We start from the raw sequence: 15,944 nt of genomic DNA, 5'->3' as shown, positions 1-15,944 counted from the left end.
TCTGGCTAGTCGGTGTTGAGCTCCACAATGCCGTCCACAAACTCCTTGATGGCCTGTTGCGCCTTGCTGTCGATGGAGGTGAACTCCACCGGGCATTTGTAGGCGCCCTGCACCTCAGTCACGCGCAGCACCTTGGCGTAGATGTCGGTCAGCTCGCCGCTGAGCAGCGATAGCGACAGCGCCATCTTGATATCGTCGAACGGCAGCAGGGGCACCGGGCTGAGGACAAACATCCCGCCATAGCCCAGGTCCACGATGCGGCCCGCGTACTGCTGGGGAATGACGGACTTGCCATCCAGCACCTGGAAGGCCAGGGGCATATCCACCTCAACCCGCGGGCTGGTACGTACCTCGCGCCGCGGTGTGGTCATCGGGTGGTTGCCGCGCAGGGCCAGCAGCTCGACCATGCGCACGCTGCCTTTTTTGCCTTTGACCTGTACTTCATTGATGTCGCCGACGTCGATGTAATCCTTGGCCAGCTGGTAAGTGCTTTCGCTGAGCAGGATTTGCCCGCGCAGACTGTGCGACTCGACCCGGGACGCCAGGTTGACCTGGTCGCCGATGACGGTGTATTCGGTGTACAGCTTTGATCCCAGGTGGCCCACCACCACGTCGCCGGTGTTGATGCCTATGCCCATGTACAGCGGACTCATGCCCAGGTGCTGGTTTTGCGCGTTGATGTCGTCCATGGCCAGCTGCATCTCGATGGCGCAGGCCAGCGCCGCCTCAATCGGGTTGTCCAGCGCCTTGGGCGCGCCAAACAGCACCATGATGCCGTCGCCCATGAATTTGTCGATGCTGCCGCCGTGGTGCAGGATGATTTGGGTCATGCGTTCCAGGTAGCGGTTCAGGGCGGTCACCATGTCCATGGCGCTACAGGCTTCCGCCATGGCGGTGAAGCCACGCAGGTCGGACAGCAGAATCGTTACCTGCCGGGTTTCGCTGTCTATGGCGTGGGCCGCAGCACGGTTAATCGCCTCGTTGACGGCCTGCAGGCGGGCTGCATCACCTTGTGGAGATTGGGGATTGCCGGGGTCGAATATTTCGACCAATCTGGCGGCAAGTTGTTTCCGATCGACGTGCCACATGGTGACTCCCGCAGTTCAGCGACAGACCAGAATAGCAGAACCAAGCCGTGCCATTCAATCCTATGCGGTGGGCGCATCCGCCCGGTAGCTGCCGGACTGGCCGCCGTCTTTTTGCAGGACCCGCACCGCCTCGATCACCATGCCGCGGTCAACCGCCTTGCACATGTCGTAGATGGTCAGCAGCGCGACCTGGACAGCGCATAGCGCCTCCATTTCCACGCCGGTAGGGCCCACGGTTTCCACGGTGGCACGGCACTCCACCGCCGGTGGTTGGGCATGGCAGACGAAGTCCACGGCCACCCGGGTCAGCGCCAGCGGATGGCACAGCGGCACCAGATCGCTGGTCTTCTTGGCGGCCTGGATGCCGGCGATGCGGGCGATACCCAGCACATCACCCTTTTTGGCGTTGCCGCTCTCGATCAGCGCCAGCGTGGCGGCCTGCATGGCGATGCGCCCGTTGGCCACTGCCGTGCGATGGGTATGGGCCTTGGCGGCCACGTCGACCATATGGGCCTGGCCGTGCGCATCAAAATGCGTCAAAGAGGGCATGGCCGGCCTTCGCTACGATTTACAAAGTGTTCACTCATTTCGCGGATCATACGGCCATGCTTTATTGGAAAGATCGTTTCAGGGCCGCCGCCGGGCATACTGCGCAGAATACGCTCTACCTGCAGATGGTGGGGCGCAAAAGTTTCTGGACCGTGTTTGTCGATGCCCGTACCGCCCAGGTGGTGGCCTTTCTGCCGCTGGATTCATTTTGAAAAAATACAGACAAAATAGGCCGTTGGCGCAGGTATTACGTGCACCAATAGCTCATCTTTTGATAGCGTCCAATGTGATGATGGCCTGGCCTGCTGTGGCCCAGGCGCAAGGCGCTGGGGGCTCCCAATTGCCTAGCCTGGGCGACGGCAGCAGCATGAGCACCAGTGCCGAGCGGCGCCTGGGTGAGCGCATCGCCCGAGAGTTGTACCGTGACCCGGACTACATCGACGACCCGGTGCTGGTCGAATATGTGCAAAGCATCTGGCAGCCTCTGCTGGATGCGGCCCGCCAGCGCGGCGAACTCACAGATGAGATGGACCAGCGCTTCGCCTGGGAGGTGCTGATGGGCGCCGACCGCACCATCAATGCTTTTGCCCTGCCTGGCGGCTACCTGGGCCTGCACCTGGGTCTGGTGGGGGTTGTCACAAGCCCGGACGAGCTGGCCTCGGTGCTGGGGCATGAGCTTAGCCACGTTACCCAGCGGCATATCTCCCGCATGATGGAATCCCAGGGTCGGACCACGCCCTGGCTGATCGGTGCGATGATTCTGGGCGCCCTGGCGGCCAGCAAAAGCCCGGATGCGGCCAATGCCGTGATCGTCGGCGGGCAGGCGGCCGCGGTGCAGAACCAGCTGAACTTCTCGCGCGACATGGAGCGCGAGGCCGACCGCATAGGCTACGGCGTGATGACCCAGGCCGGCTTCGACCCGCTGGGCTTTGTCAGCATGTTCGAAAAGCTGCAGCAGGCCTCGCGCCTGAGTGACAACGGCTCTTTTCCCTACCTGCGCACCCACCCGTTGACTACCGAGCGCATTGCCGACATGCAGTCGCGCCAGGCCCTGGATGCGCGCCCGGCGCCGCGTCCGCCCAGTGCAGTCCATCCCATGATGGCCGCCCGCGCCCGGGTGCTGGGCAGTCCCGGCGTGGATTTGCTACGCGCTTGGGTTGGTGAAGCAAAAATGCTGCGTCCCATCGGCCCGGCCATGGACACCCGTGCCGCTGCCGTGCTGTATGCGGGTACTTTGGCTGCCATGCGCCAGCGCGACTTTGTGCAGGCACGCAGCCTGGTGGAACGGCTGCAAGCCCTGGTGGCACCCGAACCCGCAGCCGCGCGCCTGGCGCGCTTGCTGGCAGCTGAAATTGAATGGAACGCGGGGGATACGGCGGCCACGGCGGCCTTGCTGGACCTGCAGGCACCGGGCCGGCCTGAACTGCTGCTGGGCTCCCAGGTGCGCACCCGCCTGGGCCAGGCGCCCGAGGCCATTGCCCGGCTGCAGCCCTGGGTGGCCTTGCATCCGCGCGATGGCACGGCCTGGCAGCTGCTGGCGTCAGCTTACAACGCCCAGGGCCAGACCCTGCGCGCGATCCGCGCCGAGGCCGAGATGCAGGTGGCCCGGCTGGACTACAACGGCGCGCTGGACCGCTTCCGTGCGGCGCAGGACATGGTGCGTCATCCGCCGCCGGGTAGCGGGCCCGTGGATGACATCGAAGCGTCCATCATTGACACCCGCACCCGCCAGGTCCAGGCGCACCTGAAAGAACTGGCGCAGGAAAAATAAGCCTGCGCGGCGGTGTGGTTCGGATGCTTAGGAGATTGCGGCGTCGATCACGATGCCCAGCGCCGAGTACAGCAAGGAGCCGATTAAGGCTGCTGTGAACCCGGTTACGTGAAAACCCACCAGCAGGCCGGACGCCGACCAGAACATCAGCGCGTTCACCACGAACAGGAACAGCCCCAGCGTGAGGATGGTGACCGGCAGGGTCAGTACCACCAGCACCGGGCGCAATACCGTGTTCAGCAGGCCGATCACCAGGGAGGCGATCAGCGCGGCCGTGAAGCTTTGCACTTGCACGCCGCTGTACAAATGGGCCACCAGAAGTAACGCGGCTGCGCTCAGCAGCCATTTGAGTAGGAGTTTCATGGCCCCAAGGATACGCCGATTAGCGTGCCTGCTTTAAGCCGACGGCTGGGCTTTACGCCGGGCGCTCCAACTGCCCGTGGCCAGCACGCCGGCGATGGCGATGGCATACAGGCCCCAATGCGCAGCGGTACTCCAGGGCGCCGTCGGGCCGAACACCGATGCCAGCAGGGACTCGCCCACGATCATCTTGGCCGCGGTGAAGGCCAGTACGGCAGCACCCAGCTGGATGATGATGGGAAAGCGTTCCACCAGTTTCAGCACCACCGTGCTGCCCAGTACCACGATAGGCACGCTGACCAGCAGGCCGATGATCACCAGGTCAAACGCCCCATGCGCGGCGCCGGCCACGCCCAGCACGTTGTCAATGCCCATCAGCGCGTCGGCGATCAGAATGGTCTTCATGGCGCCCCAAAAGGTGGTGACTGCCGGGCCGTCATGGGCGTCGTCGCTGCCCTGGTCGGCCAGCAGTTTGTAGGCAATCCACAGCAGGCCCAGGCCGCCGACCAGCATCAGGCCGGGAATCTTCAACAGCCAGACCACGCCGATGGTCATGGCCGAGCGCACGATGATGGCGCCGACCGTGCCCCAGACAATTGCCTTTTTTTGCAGATGCTGGGGTAGGCTGCGTGCGGCCAGCGCGATCACGATGGCGTTGTCCCCCGCCAGCACCAGGTCAATCAGGATGATGGCCAGCAGGGCGGACCACCAAGGGGCTGATAAAAATTCCATAAAACACTCCATTGCCGTAACTGTCACGTTGGGTAAGCGCAAACGGGAAGATCGGGAGTGGATGGAGTAAATGGCCGCCAAGCACGCTTCGATCCCCGCCATTGCCGGTGGGTCTCGAAGGTCTTGCTCGGCACGGGTCCTGGGACCATGCCCCACGCGCCGGATGCCGCTAGGGCAACGTGTTGACGACGGGTGGATACCCACAGGCTGTGCCATGGGCGGGAGCTACTCCCCTTCAACCCCCAATTAGACCATAGCAAAGATGTAACTGGCAGATGTATTTCTTGAGATTCAGGCAAGGGCATAGGGGTGGAAAACGGGGCTATGATCCATCCCCCTCCGTTGCGACTCACGCGACACCCGCAGCAGCCTTTCACGCCCCCATGGCCGGAATCCACATCACTGACATCGAAGCTGCCATCAATTATTGGCGTGCCCGCAAGCCGTCAACCGATGGTGTGACCCTGTGTGCCGAACTGCGCGCGCTGGCCGAGGTGTATGCGTTGATGGTGTATCACCACGAGGACGAGGCGGACGAAGCCTCGATGCCGCCCAAGGCCTATGACGCCTGGCTGGGTTGGTACCAGACTACGCCCGATACGCCCTGCATCGCCATCTGCTCCACCTTCCAGGGCGACGCCTTGTGCAAGGGTTGTGGCCGCACGTTTGAAGAGGTTCAGCTCTGGCCCGCCATGGGCCCGGCAGAAAAGCGTGTGACCTGGCGCCGCATCACTCTGGAAGGCGACTCCTGGCGTTTCAACCGCTACGCCGAGCGCGCCGCCGAAGGGCGCATGCCTGCTATTGATTAAATAGCTGCTGGCGCAGACAAAATAAGCGCTAGGGGCCTAAAAGTTCAAGAACCCAACGGATAGCTACTCCTTCCAGGGATACCGTGGAACCGGCTCTGCCGGGCCACTGGTATCGCCCCCTGCAAGGGGGTGGCGAAAACGCGTAGCGTGTAGCCTGGGGGTGTGCCTCTATTTACTTCCAGCGGATGCATTCGACATCCACACTGCCTAAATTGCTGCTCAACGTCAGCGCGCCTTCCTGGATGGTCGCTTGCAACTGCATGCTGCGTTCCGCCAGGCTGGCCAGGGCCTGAGAGGCTTCGGTGGGCACGCGCCAGACCTGCAGGTTCTGCGGGCGCGACAGCTTGGATTCCATGCCGCGCCACCAGATGTCCGCCGAGGAGCTGAACGGGTACAGCAACACCTGGTCGGACTTGCCGCAGGCCTTGATCAGGGGTTTGTCTTCGGGTTGGCCCACTTCAATCCACAGCCGCGTCTGGCCGGTGAAATCGCGCAGGCTGACATCCGGGTCGTCCGGGTTGCTCAAACCGGCGCCAAATGCCAGCACGCCATCGCCCTTGCACACGCTGTTGAGCTGGTAGGCATTCAGCGCCAGCGCCACCAGGCGCACCATCATGCGTTCATCGGTCTCGCTGGGGTGGCGCGCCAGGGTCAGCGCGTGGTCGGCGTAGTAGTTGTGGTCGATGTCGGCAATCTGCAGATTGGCTTTAAAGATCGTGGACTTGAGAGCCATGCTGATTACTATTCTTTTTGTAGCTGCTAGCGCAGGCAATACCTGCGCTAGAGCCTTCTTTTTATTAAATTATGCGCGACGGGCTAGATCGGCAGCGATGCCGATGTATGAACCCGGCGTCATTGCCAGCAGGCGTTGTTTCTCAGCCTCTGGAATCTCCAGTGAGGCGATCAGGCCGTGCAGCGCCTCGGCGGTCACGGTCTTGCCACGCGTGACTTCCTTGAGCTTTTCGTAGGCACCTTGCACGCCAAAGCGGCGCATCACCGTCTGGATCGGCTCGGCCAGCACTTCCCATGAGCTGTCGAGATCTTCGGCCAGGGCTTCCTCGTTGAGTTCCAGCTTGTTCAGGCCGGTCATCAGCGATTGGTACGCCAGCGCGGCATAGCCCACGGCCACGCCCATATTGCGCAGCACGGTGGAGTCGGTCAGGTCGCGCTGCATGCGGCTGATGGGTAGCTTTTCGCTCAGGTGGCGCAGCATGGCGTTGGCCAGGCCCAGATTGCCTTCGGCGTTTTCGAAGTCGATCGGGTTGACTTTGTGCGGCATGGTGCTGGAGCCGATTTCGCCGGCCTTCAGGCGCTGCTTGAAGTAGCCCAGGCTCACATAGCTCCACACGTCGCGCGACCAGTCGATCAAGATGGTGTTGGCGCGGGCGATGGCGTCGAACAGTTCAGCCATGTAGTCGTGCGGCTCGATCTGGATGCTGTAGGGCTGGAAGGTCAGGCCCAGGCCCCAGGGGTTGATGCCGGTGTCGGGGCCGTGCTCTGGGGTTTCGATGACCTTGCGGCTGAAGGCTTCCCAGTCGAAGTCGGGCCAGGCGGACAGGTGGGCGTTGTAGTTGCCCACGGCGCCGTTCATCTTGGCCATCAGCGGCACATCGGCGATCTTGTCGCGGGCCTTGCTCAGGCGCACCAGCACGTTGGCGACTTCCTTGCCCACGGTGGTGGGGCTGGCGGTCTGGCCATGGGTGCGACTGAGCATGGGCACGTCGGCGAAGGCGTGGGCCATTTCGCGCAGCTTGGTGATCAGCGCGTCCAGGCCGGGCAACAGTACCTGGCTGCGTGCGCCCTTGAGCTGCAGCGCGTGGCTGGTGTTGTTGATGTCTTCGCTGGTGCAGGCAAAGTGCACGAACTCGCTGGCGTGCTCCAGCTCGGGCCGGGCCTCGAACTTGGACTTGATCCAGTATTCCACCGCCTTGACGTCGTGGTTGGTGGTTTTTTCGATCTCTTTGATGGCCTTGCCATCGGCTTCGCTGAAGTTCTTCACCAGATTCAGCAAATAAGTACGTGCACCGGGTGTCAGCGGCTTGAATTCGGCGAACCCGGCATCGCTCAGGGAAATGAACCAGGCCACTTCGACCTGGACGCGGCGTTGCATATAGCCCAGTTCGCTCATTAAAGGGCGCAGGGCGGCGAGTTTGGCGGCGTAGCGGCCATCCAGTGGCGACAGAGCCGAAATGGTGGATAAAGTCATAAGCGAATTGTAGGTGCCACGCCACGCCCGGTCGTCAGAACGCTGTTGCGCGGGGGTGAATCGATAGAATGGGCCTCAACCAAGCCGCCTGTTCCAGGCCATGTCTCTGTTCTATTGCCCATGAAACTCATTGGATCCCTCAGCAGCCCCTACGTGCGCAAAGTGCGCGTGGTGATGGCTGAAAAAAAACTTGATTACCAGTTTGTGCTGGACGACGTCTGGACTGCCGGTAGCCAGGTGGGGGAGTCCAACCCCCTGGGCAAGGTGCCATGCCTGGTAATGGAGGCCGGCGAGGCCATTTTTGACTCGCGCGTCATCGTGGAATATCTGGACACGCTGTCACCCGTGGGCAAGCTGATCCCCGCGCAAAGCCGCGAACGGGTAGAGGTCAAGACCTGGGAGGCCCTGGCCGATGGCGTCTGCGACGCCGGCGTGCTGGCCCGCATGGAATCCACCTGGGTGGAGCGCTCGAACGAGCAGCGCAGCCAAGCCTGGATAGACCGCCAAATGGCCAAGGTGGAGTCCGGCCTCAAGGCTATGGCCCGCGGCCTGGGTGACAAGGCCTTCTGCAGCGGCATCCATTTCAGCCTGTCGGATATCGCGGTGGGTTGCGCCCTGGGTTGGCTGGATTTCCGTTTCCCGGACTTGGCCTGGCGCTCCAATCACCCCAATCTGGCCAAGCTGCAGGAAAAGCTGGCGCAGCGCCAGAGCTTTGTGGATACCAAGCCGCAGTAGTCCGCGCAGCTTGTCCGGTAGCAGCCCCGGTTGCTATACTTCTCACCAGCGCCAATTTGCTCCAGCTTGCGGGCGCTTTATAAATACAGCTAAAGACGGACCGCTCCTGTACCAGCCCGGCCTCGTTTTTAGCGTTGCCGGGTTTTTTATTTCCGTATCTTTTCGTATGGGAGCGCGCTTGATCGCTACACCTCAGTCCGCACACTTTCCAGACAGCCTGCGTTTGCAGGGCGGTGGGTCCATCCGTGCCTACGATCTGGCTTTTGAAACCTATGGCACGCTGAACGCCGACAAGTCGAATGCCGTGCTGGTGTGCCACGCGCTGAACGCCTCGCACCACGTGGCCGGCGTGTACGCCAACCAGCCCAAGTCGGCCGGCTGGTGGGACAACATGGTGGGCCCGGGCAAGCCGTTGGACACCGACCGCTTTTTCGTCATCGGCGTGAACAACCTGGGCTCCTGCTTTGGTTCCACCGGGCCCATGCATGTGAACCCCGATACGGGCCAGGTCTATGGCGCAGATTTCCCCGTGGTGACGGTGGAAGACTGGGTCAATGCCCAGGCACTGCTGCTCGATCAGCTGGGCATCCGCAAGCTCGCTGCTGTGATGGGCGGCAGCCTGGGCGGCATGCAAGCCTTGGGCTGGACGCTACAGTATCCAGAGCGTGTGGCGCATGCGGTGGTGATCGCCAGCGCGCCCAATCTGACGGCCGAGAACATCGCCTTCAACGAGGTGGCGCGCCGCGCCATCGTCACCGACCCGGACTTCCACGGTGGCCATTTTTACCAGCATGGCGTGGTGCCGCAGCGCGGCCTGCGTATCGCCCGCATGATCGGCCACATCACCTACCTGAGTGATGATGTGATGAACACCAAGTTCGGCCGCCAGCTGATTGGTGATGGCTACCGCTACACCACGCAAGACGCTGAGTTCCAGATCGAAAGCTATCTGCGCTACCAGGGCGACAAGTTCAGCGATTACTTCGACGCCAATACCTATCTGCTGATCACCCGCGCACTGGACTACTTCGATCCGGCGCGGCATTTTGGCGGCAGCCTGACGGGGGCTTTTGCCCAGGTGCAGGCCAAGTACCTGCTGGTCAGCTTTACGACCGACTGGCGCTTTTCGCCCCAGCGCAGCCGCGAGATGGTCAAGGCCCTGCTGGACAACCGCCGCACCGTGAGCTACGCCGAGATCGACGCACCCCACGGCCACGATGCCTTCTTGCTCGACGATGCGCGCTATATGGCGACCGTGCGGGCCTACTTTGACCGTATTGCTCAAGAGGTGGCGGCATGAGCGCGCACAGCATGATGGAATCCATTGCCCGCCTGGTGCCCCAGGGTTCTCGCGTGCTCGACCTGGGCTGCGGCGACGGCGCCCTGCTGGCCCATCTGCAGGCCACGCGCGGCTGTTCGGGCTATGGCATTGAAATCGACGACGCCAAGCTGCTGACCTGCGTGCAGCGCGGTGTGAACGTGATCCAGCTGAACCTGGACGAGGGCCTGGCCATGTTCGACGACGCCTCGTTCGACGTGGTGCTGCAGATCGACACCCTGCAGCATCTGCGCAATGCCGAGGTCATGCTGCGCGAGACGGCCCGTGTGGGCCGCATGGGCGTGCTGGCCTTCCCCAACTTCGCGCACTGGCCGAACCGCATGAGCATTCTGCGCGGCCGCATGCCGGTGACCAAGCGCCTGCCCTACCAGTGGTACGACACGCCGAACATCCGCGTCGGCACCTTCAAGGACTTCGAGGTGCTGGCCGAGAAGAACGACCTGCATATCCTGGACGCCTTTGGCCTGCAGGAAGGCCGCGAGGTACGCTTCTGGCCAAATGCGCTGGCCGGTACGGCCGTGTTCAAGTTCCAGCGGGGCTGAGATTCGCCAGCCCGTGCAAACGGGTGGCCAGTGTGAGCAATGCCTCTCGCAAGGCTGGCGGCTGCTGCACTTCAAAATCAAATGGCAGTCGCGCCAGCTCACGGGCCAGCCAGTGCACATCGTCGACCTGGCTGTGCAGCAGCACGCCATCTGCCAGCGGTTGCAGCAAACCCATGCTGTCAAATAAGGCTTTGCGGGCGGTGTCCAGATCGGTTTTCAACAACACCTCCACCTGTATGGCGCGCGGTAGGCTTGCCACGCCCAGGGCCAAGTGGCGTACCGCATCAAAGTCCTCCGGCGTCACAAAGTGGCGCTCGTTGAACGCCACGGCCTGCACCCGGTCCAGCCGGAACGAGCGCAGCGCGTGCCGTAGATGGCAGTGGCCCACCACGTACCAGCGCCCGCCCCGGTGCGCCAGGCCGTAGGGGTCAAAGTCCCGCGCGCTGGTGGTCTGGTCGGCTGCACGGTAGTCCAGATGCACTTGCTGGTGCCGGTAGGCGGCCAGGCTCAGGGCCAGCAGAGCCTGGTTGTCAGGCACCGGCACGGCGCGTGGCTGGTCCAGTGCCACGGTTTCGCCCAAGGCCCGCACGCGCTGTTGCAAGGCGCTGGGCATCACCCGCTCCAGCTTGGCCTGGGCACTCTCAACCGCCGGTGTGGCCTCTGCCAGGCCCAGTCCGCGCGCGGCCAGCAAGCCCAGGGACACCGCCAGCGCTTCGTCGTCGGTAAACACCATGGGTGGCAGCTTGAAGCCGGGCATCAGGCGGTAGCAGCCATGGCGCCCGCGCTCGGCCAGTATGGGAATGCCCAGGTCTTCCAGTTTGCCGATGTAGCGGCGCAGCGTGCGCCCGTCCACACCCAGGCGCTGCGCCAGGTCGGGGCCGCTCAGCCGGCCGTGGCTTTGCAGCAACTCCAGCACGGTCAGCACGCGGGTGGTGGGTGAGTACATGGCGGCAAGTTTAGGGTTTTATCAGGACCGATTTCGCCCTGATGGAGTTTTAGAGTCTGGGTTTTCAGCTACGGAACGTTCGCACCATGACCCATTACGCCCACCTCTGGCTATTTTTCTTGATGGTTTTAGGCATCATCGCCTTGCCAGGCATGGACATGGCTTTTGTGCTGTCCAACGCCCTGGTGGGAGGGCGCAGGGCCGGCCTGTTTGCCGTGGCGGGCATCGTCGCCGGAGGCATTTGCCACGTGGTGGCCGGTGCGCTGGGCATAGGCTTGCTGCTGCGCCTGGTGCCAGGGCTGATGCAGGCCATGCTGCTGGGCGGGGCTGTCTACATCGCCTGGATTGGCGTGGCCGTGCTGCGCAGCCAGTCGGCCCTGGGTGCCTTGCCCGCCGTGGGCACGCCACCACCTTGGATCATCTTCCGCCGCGCGGCGCTGACCTGCCTGATGAATCCCAAGGCCTATTTGTTCATGTTGGCCATCTTCCCGCAGTTTTTGCGTCGGGAGTACGGGCCGGTGTGGATACAGGCGGTGGCGCTGGGCGGCATCATCGCCTTGACGCAAACCGCGGTGTACGGCTTTCTAGGCTTGGCGGCGGGCAGCTCGCGGGACTGGCTGGAGCGCCGCCCCCAGGCCGCAGTGGCGGTGGGGCGCTTGGTGGGCGGGGTGTTGGTATTGGGGGCTGTGTGGACGGCAGTGCGGGGCTGGCAAGAGCTTGCTATCTAATTAGTAGCTGCTTGCGCTGGTATTCCCTGCGCTGTAGCCATTTTTTTGCGGAAAATAAGCCCAGGTCGTTGCCCATGCTTGGCTTATTTGATGAGCAGAACCGGAACGTCTGACGTGGCCAGCACGCGCTGGGCTACCGAGCCTAGAAGCAGATCGCTGATGGCTGTGCGCCCCTTGGAGCCCATCACCACCATGTCGTACTTGCCGGCTTTGGCGCAGGCCACGATTTCCTGCGCCACGTGGCCGGTGCGTACCACCATGTCGTGCCGTATACCGGTGGCGTCCAGCAGCTTTTGGGCGGGCTTGAGGTCTTTTTCGCTGAGTTCACGCAGGTAGTCGGCCACCACCTCAGACCCCACATAGATTTTGGCGTGGCGCAGCGACACGTCGTCGTGCACGTTGATCAAGGTGATGGAGTGCTTGGCCGGTGCCAGCTGGGCGAATAGCTTGCGCGCATATTTGACGGCATGCAGGGCCGATTTTGAACCGTCGATGGCTAGCAGCACTTTCATGGTGTCCCCTTGGATAGGCAAAAGTTCAGCATACGCCTGCGGGCTGACGGCGGGCTGAAAACCTGGTTTTCGGTCCCACGTCGCAGGAGTTTTACACTTGCGGGCTCCGGCCTTATTTTTCTGCCCCTTAGATTGTTGCCCCGATGACCACCGTTCACACCTCTTCCATCCATAGCCTGCCCCTGCTGGCGCGCGGCAAAGTGCGCGACAACTACGCCGTAGGCAAGGACCGCATCCTGATGGTCGCCAGCGACCGCTTGAGCGCTTTTGACGTGATCATGGGCGAGCCCATCCCTGGCAAAGGCATTTTGCTGACGCAAATGGCCTTGTTCTGGTTCGAGCGGTTGGGCCATATCTGCCCGAATCACCTGACCGGCGATGCCCCCGAGAGCGTGGTCCAGCCTGACGAAATCGCCCAGGTGGCGGGCCGCTCCATGCTGGTCAAGCGTCTGCAGCCGATTCCGGTCGAAGCCGTGGTGCGTGGCTATCTGGCCGGCAGCGGCTGGAAGGAATACCAGGAGAACAGCGCCGTCTGCGGCGTCGTGCTGCCAGCCGGTCTGCAAAACGCCTCCAAGCTGCCCGTGCCCATCTACACCCCGGCAGCCAAGGCCGCGGTGGGCGACCATGACGAGAACATCACCTTCGACAAGACCGTGGAAATGATCGGCCTGGACCTGGCCACCCGCATCCGCGACCTGAGCATCCAGATCTACAGCGCCGCCGCCGAGATTGCCTTGGCCAAGGGCGTGATCATTGCCGACACCAAGTTCGAGTTCGGCCTGGATCCCGACGGCACGCTGGTGCTGATGGACGAGGTGCTGACGCCCGATTCCTCGCGCTTCTGGCCCGTCGAAGGCTATGTGGAAGGCACCAACCCGCCCAGCTACGACAAGCAGTTCGTGCGCGACTGGCTGGAGCAGGTGCAGATCGACGGCAAGCCCTGGAACAAGACCCCGCCCGCCCCCCGCGTGCCGCAAGAGGTCATCGCCAAGACCGCCGCCAAGTACCAGGAAGCGCTGCAACGCCTCACGGCCTGAGCGCCCGCCCCCTATGGCCACCCTTGCGGCGCGCAGCCTGGCGCATATCTGGCACCCCTGTACCCAGATGCAGCGCGCGGCCCAGGTGCCGCCGCTGGCCATCAGCCACGGCCAGGGCGTGTGGCTGTACGACGAAGACGGCAAGCGCTACTTTGATGCCGTCAGCTCCTGGTGGGTCAATCTGTTTGGCCACGCCGATGCGCGTATCAACGCCGCCCTGAAAGACCAGCTGGACCGCCTGCCGCACGTGATGCTGGCTGGCTGTACCCACGCCCCGGCGGTGGAGCTGGCCGAGCGCCTGTCCGCCCTCACTGGCGGCGTGCTGGGCCATTGCTTTTTTGCCAGCGATGGCGCGTCTGCCGTGGAAATCGCGCTGAAGATGGCCTTCCACCACTGGCGCAACCGGGGGCTGGGCGACAAGCGTGAATTCGTCTGCCTGCGCCAGGGCTACCACGGCGAAACGCTGGGGGCGCTGGCCGTGACCGACGTGCAAATCTTCCGCGACGCCTACGACCCGCTGCTGATGCAGTCACACCAGGTGATGTCGCCCGACGCGCGCCAGGCCTTGCCCGGCGAATCCGCTGCCGACGTGGCCCGCCGCGCCGCCGCCGAGCTGCAGGCCTTGCTGGAAGCGCGCAGCGGCCACATCGCCGCGCTAATTCTGGAGCCGCTGGTGCAGGGCGCCGCCGGCATGGCCATGTACCACCCGGCCTATCTGCAGGCAGCACGCGCGCTGTGCGACCAGCACCGGGTGCTGCTGATTGCCGACGAGATCGCTGTCGGCTGCGGCCGTACCGGCAGCTTCTTCGCCTGTGAACACGCAGCTATCTTGCCCGACCTGCTGTGCCTGTCCAAAGGCATCAGCGGCGGCTACCTGCCCTTGTCGCTGGTGCTGTCGCGCGACAGCGTCTATGAGGCCTTTCTGGACGACGACGTGGCGCGCGGCTTTCTGCATTCGCATTCCTACACCGGCAACGCCCTGGCTTGCCGCGCCGCGCTGGCCGTGCTGGACCGCTTTGAACACGACGATGTGCTGGCCCGCAACCGCCAGCAGGCCGCAGGCCTTAGCGCCGCGCTGGCACCTCTGCAGGACGACCCGCGTGTGGAGAACTTCCGCCACCTCGGCATGATCTGGGCCTTCGACGTGAAGGAGCCGCTGGTGGGCGCGCGCTTTCCCGAGCGCTTCCATCTGGCCGGCCGCGCCCGCGAGCTGCTGATACGCCCCATAGGCCGCACCGTTTACCTGCTGCCGCCGTACTTGCTGGACGACACGCTGTCGCCTTGGCTGGCCGGGCAAGTCATGGCCACGCTGGACGATGTGCTGAACCAAACCCCTGAAGATGCTGCTAGACCACCTGAACCGCCAACTGCGTGAACGCGCAGCCCAGAGCCTGACGCGTACGCGCCGCAGCGCCGAGACGCCCTGCGCGCCGCAGCAGCGGGTAAACGGCCGCGACATGCTGGCCTTTGCCAGCAACGACTACCTGGGCCTGGCCCAGCACCCGGTGCTGATCGACGCCCTGGCCGAAGGCGCCCGCCGCTATGGCGTGGGCAGCGGGGCCTCGCACCTGGTCAGCGGCCATTCCCACGCGCATGCCCAGCTGGAAGCTGAGCTGTCCACCTGGCTGGCCCCGCATATCCCCAACGCGAGTGCCCTGTACTTCTGCACCGGCTATATGGCAAATGTGGCTCTGGTGCAGGCACTATCTGCGCAGAGTGCTACGATTTTTGCAGACAAGCTGAACCACGCCTCGCTGGTGGACGGCGCGCTGCTGTCCAAGGCCCCGTTCCAACGCTACGCCCACCGCAACCTCACGGTGCTGGAGCGCCAGTTGGCGGCATGCGAGACGCCTATCAAGCTGATCATGACCGATGCCGTGTTCAGCATGGACGGCGACTTGGCCGACCTGCCCGCCATGCTGGCCCTGGCCGAGCAATATGACGCCTGGCTGGTGGTGGACGACGCCCATGGCTTTGGTGTGCTCGGGGCCCAGGGCCGGGGCAGCCTGGCCCACTTCGGCCTGTGCAGCGAGCGCTTGATCTACATGGGCACGCTGGGCAAGGCCGTGGGCGCGGGTGGCGCTTTTGTGGCCGCCCACCCCACCATCGTCGAGTGGCTGGTGCAAACCGCACGCCCCTACATTTACACCACCGCCGCGCCACCCGCCATTGCCCACGCCGTTAGCGCCAGCCTGGCCTTGATCGCCAGCGCAGAGGGCGAGCAGCGCCGCGCCCAGCTGCGGCAGCGCGTGGCCCAGCTGCGTGCGGGCCTGGCGGCCTTGATGGCGGCCTACCCGGCCGCGGGCTGGCAGCTGGCCGATTCGGCCACAGGCATCCAACCCCTGGTGGTGGGCGACAACGCCGCAGCCATGGCCTTGTCCGCTGCGCTGGATGCGCAAGGCCTGTGGGTGCCCGCCATCCGCCCGCCGACCGTACCGGTAGGCACAGCCCGCCTGCGTATCACCCTCAGCACCGCCCACAGCGCCGCCGACGTACAGCGCCTGCTGGACGGCCTGGCGCTGGCTGCCAAAGACTTGTATGACAGAACCCCTGCCTGAATCCATTCCCGCACCCGTGGCCGCCACTGAGC

At 63.8% G+C, this 15,944-nt stretch carries 18 protein-coding genes; 10 read left to right on the top strand and 8 right to left on the bottom strand.

The window, feature by feature from the left end:
* Positions 1-5: 5 nt before the first annotated feature.
* Together AC07R0_RS12520 and moaC are read right to left on the bottom strand one after the other, a co-directional pair.
* Positions 6-1,088, bottom strand: a complete 1,083-nt coding sequence (locus AC07R0_RS12520) for an adenylate/guanylate cyclase domain-containing protein (protein WP_495105060.1) — start codon at positions 1,086-1,088, stop codon at positions 6-8.
* 60 nt (positions 1,089-1,148) lie between these two features.
* Positions 1,149-1,637, bottom strand: a complete 489-nt coding sequence (gene moaC, locus AC07R0_RS12515; protein ID WP_495096281.1) for a cyclic pyranopterin monophosphate synthase MoaC — start codon at positions 1,635-1,637, stop codon at positions 1,149-1,151.
* Positions 1,638-1,693: 56 nt separating this feature from the next.
* On the opposite strand from moaC, the gene AC07R0_RS12510 reads away from it, so the two are divergent.
* Positions 1,694-1,849, top strand: a complete 156-nt coding sequence (locus AC07R0_RS12510; protein WP_495105059.1) for a hypothetical protein — start codon at positions 1,694-1,696, stop codon at positions 1,847-1,849.
* Between the two features lie 77 nt (positions 1,850-1,926).
* Positions 1,927-3,408: a M48 family metalloprotease gene (locus AC07R0_RS12505; RefSeq protein WP_495105141.1), complete on the top strand. Its 1,482-nt coding sequence runs from the start codon at positions 1,927-1,929 to the stop codon at positions 3,406-3,408.
* A 27-nt stretch (positions 3,409-3,435) separates the two neighbouring features.
* Here the strand turns inward: AC07R0_RS12505 and AC07R0_RS12500 are convergent, their stop codons facing one another.
* Together AC07R0_RS12500 and AC07R0_RS12495 are read right to left on the bottom strand one after the other, a co-directional pair.
* Positions 3,436-3,771, bottom strand: a complete 336-nt coding sequence (locus AC07R0_RS12500) for a phage holin family protein (RefSeq protein WP_495105058.1) — start codon at positions 3,769-3,771, stop codon at positions 3,436-3,438.
* A gap of 33 nt (positions 3,772-3,804) precedes the next feature.
* Positions 3,805-4,500, bottom strand: a complete 696-nt coding sequence (locus tag AC07R0_RS12495) for a TerC family protein (protein ID WP_495105057.1) — start codon at positions 4,498-4,500, stop codon at positions 3,805-3,807.
* 383 nt (positions 4,501-4,883) lie between these two features.
* On the opposite strand from AC07R0_RS12495, the gene AC07R0_RS12490 reads away from it, so the two are divergent.
* Positions 4,884-5,309: a DUF3717 domain-containing protein gene (locus tag AC07R0_RS12490; RefSeq protein ID WP_495105056.1), complete on the top strand. Its 426-nt coding sequence runs from the start codon at positions 4,884-4,886 to the stop codon at positions 5,307-5,309.
* Between the two features lie 172 nt (positions 5,310-5,481).
* Here AC07R0_RS12490 and AC07R0_RS12485 read toward each other — a convergent pair whose 3' ends face one another.
* Positions 5,482-6,042 (bottom strand): YaeQ family protein, encoded by a 561-nt coding sequence (locus AC07R0_RS12485; RefSeq protein ID WP_495105055.1) that lies wholly within the window; start codon positions 6,040-6,042, stop codon positions 5,482-5,484.
* A gap of 69 nt (positions 6,043-6,111) precedes the next feature.
* Positions 6,112-7,515: an adenylosuccinate lyase gene (gene purB, locus AC07R0_RS12480; protein WP_495105054.1), complete on the bottom strand. Its 1,404-nt coding sequence runs from the start codon at positions 7,513-7,515 to the stop codon at positions 6,112-6,114.
* Positions 7,516-7,635: 120 nt separating this feature from the next.
* On the opposite strand from purB, the gene AC07R0_RS12475 reads away from it, so the two are divergent.
* The 3 genes from AC07R0_RS12475 to metW all read left to right on the top strand — a co-directional run bounded on the left by AC07R0_RS12475 (position 7,636) and on the right by metW (position 10,131).
* Positions 7,636-8,250 carry a glutathione S-transferase C-terminal domain-containing protein gene (locus AC07R0_RS12475; protein WP_495096276.1) on the top strand — a complete coding sequence of 205 codons (615 nt, stop codon included), beginning with the start codon at positions 7,636-7,638 and terminating at the stop codon, positions 8,248-8,250.
* Positions 8,251-8,428: 178 nt separating this feature from the next.
* Positions 8,429-9,550 carry a homoserine O-succinyltransferase MetX gene (gene metX / locus AC07R0_RS12470; RefSeq protein ID WP_495105053.1) on the top strand — a complete coding sequence of 374 codons (1,122 nt, stop codon included), beginning with the start codon at positions 8,429-8,431 and terminating at the stop codon, positions 9,548-9,550.
* Complete coding sequence (gene metW, locus AC07R0_RS12465; RefSeq protein WP_495105052.1) at positions 9,547-10,131, top strand: methionine biosynthesis protein MetW; 585 nt, start codon at positions 9,547-9,549, stop codon at positions 10,129-10,131. Before metX ends, metW begins: the two co-directional genes overlap by 4 nt.
* On the opposite strand, the gene AC07R0_RS12460 is transcribed toward metW, so the two are convergent.
* Complete coding sequence (locus AC07R0_RS12460; protein ID WP_495105051.1) at positions 10,112-11,077, bottom strand: helix-turn-helix transcriptional regulator; 966 nt, start codon at positions 11,075-11,077, stop codon at positions 10,112-10,114. The genes metW and AC07R0_RS12460 overlap by 20 nt on opposite strands.
* Before the next feature lie 86 nt (positions 11,078-11,163).
* Here AC07R0_RS12460 and AC07R0_RS12455 point away from each other — a divergent pair, with 86 nt between their 5' ends.
* Positions 11,164-11,805, top strand: a complete 642-nt coding sequence (locus AC07R0_RS12455; RefSeq protein ID WP_495105050.1) for a LysE family translocator — start codon at positions 11,164-11,166, stop codon at positions 11,803-11,805.
* Positions 11,806-11,888: 83 nt separating this feature from the next.
* On the opposite strand, the gene AC07R0_RS12450 is transcribed toward AC07R0_RS12455, so the two are convergent.
* Positions 11,889-12,317, bottom strand: coding sequence for a universal stress protein (locus tag AC07R0_RS12450; protein ID WP_495075668.1), 429 nt, complete (start codon positions 12,315-12,317; stop codon positions 11,889-11,891).
* 143 nt (positions 12,318-12,460) lie between these two features.
* Here AC07R0_RS12450 and AC07R0_RS12445 point away from each other — a divergent pair, with 143 nt between their 5' ends.
* The 3 genes from AC07R0_RS12445 to bioF are packed head-to-tail and all read left to right on the top strand — an operon-like array spanning position 12,461 to position 15,912.
* Positions 12,461-13,354 carry a phosphoribosylaminoimidazolesuccinocarboxamide synthase gene (locus AC07R0_RS12445; protein WP_495096271.1) on the top strand — a complete coding sequence of 298 codons (894 nt, stop codon included), beginning with the start codon at positions 12,461-12,463 and terminating at the stop codon, positions 13,352-13,354.
* A gap of 13 nt (positions 13,355-13,367) precedes the next feature.
* Positions 13,368-14,729, top strand: a complete 1,362-nt coding sequence (gene bioA, locus AC07R0_RS12440; protein WP_495105049.1) for an adenosylmethionine--8-amino-7-oxononanoate transaminase — start codon at positions 13,368-13,370, stop codon at positions 14,727-14,729.
* A complete protein-coding gene (gene bioF, locus AC07R0_RS12435) occupies positions 14,695-15,912 on the top strand; it encodes an 8-amino-7-oxononanoate synthase (protein ID WP_495105048.1) in 1,218 nt (405 codons plus the stop codon). The genes bioA and bioF overlap by 35 nt, the downstream gene beginning before the upstream one ends.
* Positions 15,913-15,944: the final 32 nt, after the last annotated feature.

This window comes from Rhodoferax sp. GW821-FHT07F03 (assembly GCF_059418745.1).
Note: the sequence above shows the minus strand (reverse complement) of the source record. Positions and strands in the feature narration are given on the sequence as shown.

Excerpts from the sequence above, each read along its gene's own strand:
- moaC (WP_495096281.1), bottom strand. The coding sequence starts at position 1,637 with ATGCCCTCTTTGACGCATTTTGATGCGCACGGCCAGGCCCATATGGTC.
- AC07R0_RS12520 (WP_495105060.1), bottom strand. The coding sequence starts at position 1,088 with ATGTGGCACGTCGATCGGAAACAACTTGCCGCCAGATTGGTCGAAATA.
- bioA (WP_495105049.1), top strand. The coding sequence starts at position 13,368 with ATGGCCACCCTTGCGGCGCGCAGCCTGGCGCATATCTGGCACCCCTGT.
- AC07R0_RS12455 (WP_495105050.1), top strand. The coding sequence starts at position 11,164 with ATGACCCATTACGCCCACCTCTGGCTATTTTTCTTGATGGTTTTAGGC.
- AC07R0_RS12485 (WP_495105055.1), bottom strand. The coding sequence starts at position 6,042 with ATGGCTCTCAAGTCCACGATCTTTAAAGCCAATCTGCAGATTGCCGAC.
- AC07R0_RS12475 (WP_495096276.1), top strand. The coding sequence starts at position 7,636 with ATGAAACTCATTGGATCCCTCAGCAGCCCCTACGTGCGCAAAGTGCGC.
- metW (WP_495105052.1), top strand. The coding sequence starts at position 9,547 with ATGAGCGCGCACAGCATGATGGAATCCATTGCCCGCCTGGTGCCCCAG.
- AC07R0_RS12495 (WP_495105057.1), bottom strand. The coding sequence starts at position 4,500 with ATGGAATTTTTATCAGCCCCTTGGTGGTCCGCCCTGCTGGCCATCATC.
- AC07R0_RS12490 (WP_495105056.1), top strand. The coding sequence starts at position 4,884 with ATGGCCGGAATCCACATCACTGACATCGAAGCTGCCATCAATTATTGG.
- AC07R0_RS12505 (WP_495105141.1), top strand. The coding sequence starts at position 1,927 with ATGATGGCCTGGCCTGCTGTGGCCCAGGCGCAAGGCGCTGGGGGCTCC.
- AC07R0_RS12450 (WP_495075668.1), bottom strand. The coding sequence starts at position 12,317 with ATGAAAGTGCTGCTAGCCATCGACGGTTCAAAATCGGCCCTGCATGCC.
- AC07R0_RS12510 (WP_495105059.1), top strand. The coding sequence starts at position 1,694 with ATGCTTTATTGGAAAGATCGTTTCAGGGCCGCCGCCGGGCATACTGCG.
- AC07R0_RS12445 (WP_495096271.1), top strand. The coding sequence starts at position 12,461 with ATGACCACCGTTCACACCTCTTCCATCCATAGCCTGCCCCTGCTGGCG.
- purB (WP_495105054.1), bottom strand. The coding sequence starts at position 7,515 with ATGACTTTATCCACCATTTCGGCTCTGTCGCCACTGGATGGCCGCTAC.
- bioF (WP_495105048.1), top strand. The coding sequence starts at position 14,695 with ATGCTGCTAGACCACCTGAACCGCCAACTGCGTGAACGCGCAGCCCAG.
- AC07R0_RS12460 (WP_495105051.1), bottom strand. The coding sequence starts at position 11,077 with ATGTACTCACCCACCACCCGCGTGCTGACCGTGCTGGAGTTGCTGCAA.
- AC07R0_RS12500 (WP_495105058.1), bottom strand. The coding sequence starts at position 3,771 with ATGAAACTCCTACTCAAATGGCTGCTGAGCGCAGCCGCGTTACTTCTG.